5 protein-coding genes are annotated in these 4,276 nt (G+C 61.2%); all 5 read left to right on the forward strand.

Annotated elements, in window-relative coordinates; genetic code table 11:
- A partial coding sequence (locus EN750_RS20805; RefSeq protein WP_145967802.1) for an ABC transporter ATP-binding protein occupies positions 1-765 on the forward strand: 765 nt, incomplete at its 5' end.
- Positions 766-767: 2 nt separating this feature from the next.
- Positions 768-1,688, forward strand: coding sequence for an ABC transporter permease (locus EN750_RS20810; RefSeq protein WP_127380734.1), 921 nt, complete (start codon positions 768-770; stop codon positions 1,686-1,688).
- On the forward strand, positions 1,681-2,481 hold the full coding sequence (locus EN750_RS20815) for an ABC transporter permease (protein ID WP_023809983.1): 801 nt from the start codon (positions 1,681-1,683) through the stop codon (positions 2,479-2,481). Before EN750_RS20810 ends, EN750_RS20815 begins: the two co-directional genes overlap by 8 nt.
- Positions 2,482-2,504: 23 nt before the next feature.
- The gene (locus tag EN750_RS20820) at positions 2,505-3,539 is read left to right on the forward strand and encodes an extracellular solute-binding protein (protein WP_023809982.1); all 1,035 of its coding nucleotides are present in this window, start codon (positions 2,505-2,507) and stop codon (positions 3,537-3,539) included.
- 68 nt (positions 3,540-3,607) lie between these two features.
- Positions 3,608-4,276 (forward strand): serine hydrolase (locus tag EN750_RS20825; protein ID WP_145967803.1); only part of this gene is annotated, 669 nt, incomplete at its 3' end.

Below are 4,276 nucleotides of genomic sequence, written 5' to 3' on the forward strand. Positions count from 1 at the left end.
GAGCTGCTGGGCAAGCCGAAGGCCGAGATCAAGGCGCGCGTCGCCGAGATGCTGAAGTTGGTCAAGATGGAGGCACTCGCCGGTCGTCGTACCAGCCAGATCTCCGGCGGCCAGCAGCAGCGCGTGGCCTTGGCCCGCGCTTTGGCGCCGCAGCCGAAGGTGCTTTTGCTCGATGAGCCGCTGTCGGCGCTTGACTACAAACTGCGCAAGGAGATGCAGATCGAGTTGAAACGGCTGCAGCACGAGACCGGTATCACCTTCATCTTCGTCACCCACGACCAGGAAGAAGCGCTGACCATGTCAGACCGCATCGCGGTGATGTCATCGGGCAAGATCCTGCAGGTCGGTTCGCCCTGGGATATCTACGACAAGCCGGCGGAGCGCTTCGTCGCCGACTTCATCGGTGAAACCAACTTCCTCACCGCCGCCATCAGCGAGATGGCCAACGGCAAGGCGCGCGCCACGCTCAAATCCGGTGCGACCATCGAGGCGACCGTGGCCCAGGGTTTCCAGCCCAAACCCAACGCCACGGTGGTGGTTCGGCCCGAACACGCCAAGCTGACCAAGGCCAAGGGCGAACTGTCGGGGACGGTCGAAAACATCGTCTATTTCGGTACCGACACCCACATCCATGTTCATCTCGACAGTGGCGAACTCTTCACCGTACGCCAGCAGAACACGCGCAGCGCGGGCTGCGGTTTCGAGAAGGGCGACGCAGTTGGCATCCTCATCGGCAGCGATGCCGCTCAGGTTCTGAAGGACTGACGATGGCGACCGCGGAAGAAGTCGCCAAGGCAGCGGAGCGGCGCGATGTCCGTGACCGCTGGCTTTTGTCAGCGCCAGCGCTGCTGGTCATTTTCCTCGCCGCGACCGGCCCCTTGCTGATCGTGCTCGTCTACTCGTTTCTGACGCCAGGCTCCTATGGCGACGTGAAGTGGCAGTTCTCGCCGGAAGCTTGGGTGTCGGTGTTTCTGGAACGCGATATCTTCGACGACACGCTTTCGATCGCCGCCGCCCACGTCACCATCTTCCTGCGCTCGATCAAGCTCTCGGTGGTGACGACGATCGCCACTTTGGTGCTTGGTTTCCCGACCGCCTATTTCATGGCGACGCGCAGCGAAAAAACCCGCGATCTCTGGCTGTTCCTGATTACCATTCCGTTCTGGACCAACCTTTTGATCCGCACCTTCGCGGTGCTGCAGATCATCCGCAACGAAGGCATCGTCAACACGATCCTGCTCAAGCTCGGCATCATCTCGGCGCCCATCCAGATACTCTACACCGACACGGCGATCCTGATCGGCATGGCCTATGTCTACCTGCCGCTGATGGTGCTGCCGATTTATGCCAGCATGGAAAAACTCGATTTCCGGTTGGTCGAGGCGGGGTACGACCTTTACGCGTCGCGCTTCCAGGTGCTGCGGCGGATCATCTTTCCGCTGGTCAAGCCGGGCGTCATCGCCGGCTCCATACTGGTCTTCATTCCAGCGCTTGGCGCCTATGTGACACCGAGCGTGCTTGGCGGCGGCAAGAATATGATGCTGTCCAACCTGATCGAATTGCAGTTCGGGCAGGGTCGCAACTGGCCACTCGGCTCGGCACTGTCGATCGCCGTCATGATTATCGTCATGGTGGCGCTGCTTGCCTATGTGCGTAATGCCGGAAGATCGGGGGTGCGTCATGGCTAAGAACTTTTCCATCAAGCACCAGCCAGGGTTCACCGCGATCGCCGCGACCTGCTTTATCGTGCTGTACCTGCCGATCATCGTGCTGGTCATCTATGCCTTCAACGCGGCGAGCTCGACCTCCGAATGGGGCGGCTTTTCGCTGAAATGGTTCCAGTCGGCATGGCAGAACACGCAGGTCGTCGATGCCACGCTGCGTTCCTTCCAGATTGGCTCCATCGCGGCGGTGCTCTCCACGATCTTTGCCACCATGGCGGCGCTCGCCACCACCCGCACCGCGCCCTATCCCGGCCTCACCTTCAAATATGCGGCGATCAACCAGCCGCTGATGGTGCCCGAGATCGTCACCGGCGTGGCGCTGCTGATCTTCTTCTCGCGCATCAAGATCTTCACCGGCTATTCCGGCATCGGCTATCTGGTCGCCGCGCACACGGCGTTCTGCATTCCCTTTGCCTATTTGCCGATCCGGGCGCGGCTTGAGAATATGGACCTGACGCTGGAGCGTGCCGCAGCCGACCTCTACGCGACGCCCTGGAAGGCTTTCCGGCGCATCACGCTGCCGCTTCTGTGGCCCGGCATCCTGGCCGGGCTGATGCTGGCCTTCGTCATCTCGCTCGACGACGTCGTCATCACCGAGTTCGTCAAATCAGGCGGCCAGGACACGCTGCCCACTTACATGCTCGGCCAGATCCGCCGCGGCATCACACCCGAGATCAACGCGATATCGACCGCCTTCCTGCTGCTTTCGGTCGCGATCGTCACGTTGTTTTTCTTCGTCAGCAGGAAACGAGACTGAACCGAAAAATGGGAGTTAAAACCATGAACTGGAAGACAACAGCAACCGCCATGGGGTTGGCGTTGCTCGCCTCGACGGGCCTGGCCCGCGCCGACGGCGTGCTCAACATCTACAATTGGGGCAACTACACCAGCCCCGACGTGATCAAGAAGTTCGAGGCCAAATACAACGTCAAAGTGACCATCACCGACTACGATTCCAACGACACCGCGCTGGCCAAGGTTCGCCAGGGAGGCACCGGCTTCGACATTGCGGTGCCGTCGCAGACCTACGTGCCGATCTGGATCAAGGAAGGCCTCATCCAGGAGACCGATCCTGGCAAGATGGAAAACTTCAAGAACGTGGCGCCGGAATGGGCCAATCCCGATTTCGATCCGGGACGCAAATACAGTGTTCCATGGGCGTGGGGCACGATCGGCGTGGTCGTCAATACCGATGCCTACAAGGGGCCGGCCGATAGCTGGGGCATCATCTTCAACACGCCTGACGAGCTCAAGGGCAAGGTCAATGTCGTTCCGGAGATGGGCGATGTGATGTTCGCCGCGATCAAGTATGTCGGCGGCCAGCAATGCACCGACGACAAGGCGGTGCTGAAGAAGGTGCGCGACCTGTTGGTGGCGGCCAAGCCGAACTGGATCGCGATGGAATACAACACCATCGAGAAGATGGGCGCCGGCGACTTCAAGGCGACCAGCGACTGGAACGGCTCGGCGCTGCGCCAGCGGCTGGCCAACCCGGCCATCCACTACAACTATCCGAAAGAAGGCTTCGGCCTGTGGAGCGACAACGTCGTCGTTCTTAAGGAAGCCAAGAACGTCGAGAACGCCAAGCTTTTCCAGAACTTCATCATGGACCCGGAAAACGCGGCAGGTCTCTCGGCCTTCCATCGCTACGCCAATGCCATCACCGGCTCGGACAAGTACATGCCGGCCGACATGAAGGACGCGCCCGAAGTCATCATTCCGGCCGCGGACAAGCCACGTGGCGAGCTGCAGCAGATGTGCTCGCCGGAGACCCAGGAAATTTACACCAAGATCTGGACCGAGTTGCAGAAATAAACTGGGTTCGACGGACCCGGCGGCACACGCCGCCGGGTCCGTTTTCATGTTCAAGGGACTCGGCCGTCATGGACTCCTATCGCAATTCCGATCCGCGGCCGCCGATCATGCAGGGCTCGCCGCCCGCCATGGTACCGCCGAAGCTCGACTGGGACCGGCCGCCGTGGAACCGCTGGGCGTTCCAGCACATCCGTGAAATTCTGCCGACCGCCGAAGTCTGGCGCGGCAACGGCCATCGCCACCGCTTCGAACGCGCCGAGGCCGATCTCGACGGGCTGGCGGTCGAGGACAGCGAGGGCATGCCGACGACGCTCGCCGGGTTGCTCGACGAGACCTATACGGACGGCTTTCTGGTGCTCAAGGACGGCAAGGTCGCCTATGAGCGCTATTTCAACGGCATGGATGAGCGCACGCTGCACTTGTCGCAGTCGATGGCGAAGTCCGTTACCGGTTCGGTGTTCGGCATACTGGTCGGGCGCGGCCTGATCGATCCGGCCAGACTGGTAACAGATTACCTGCCGGAACTCGGCGTTACCGGCTGGACCGGCGCCAGCGTCCAGCATGTGCTGGACATGACCAGCGGCGTCCGTTTCTCAGAGGAATATACCGACCGCTATTCCGACATCGGCCAGGTCGATGTCGCCACCGGCTGGAAGCCGGTGCCGCCGGACAGCGATCCGGCCTTTCGTTGGCCCTCGCACATGTTCGAGCTGATCCTCGGCTTGAAGGACACGATC

Origin of the sequence: Mesorhizobium sp. M7A.F.Ca.ET.027.03.2.1, from assembly GCF_003999175.1 — a bacterium.
Taxonomy (GTDB): domain Bacteria; phylum Pseudomonadota; class Alphaproteobacteria; order Rhizobiales; family Rhizobiaceae; genus Mesorhizobium.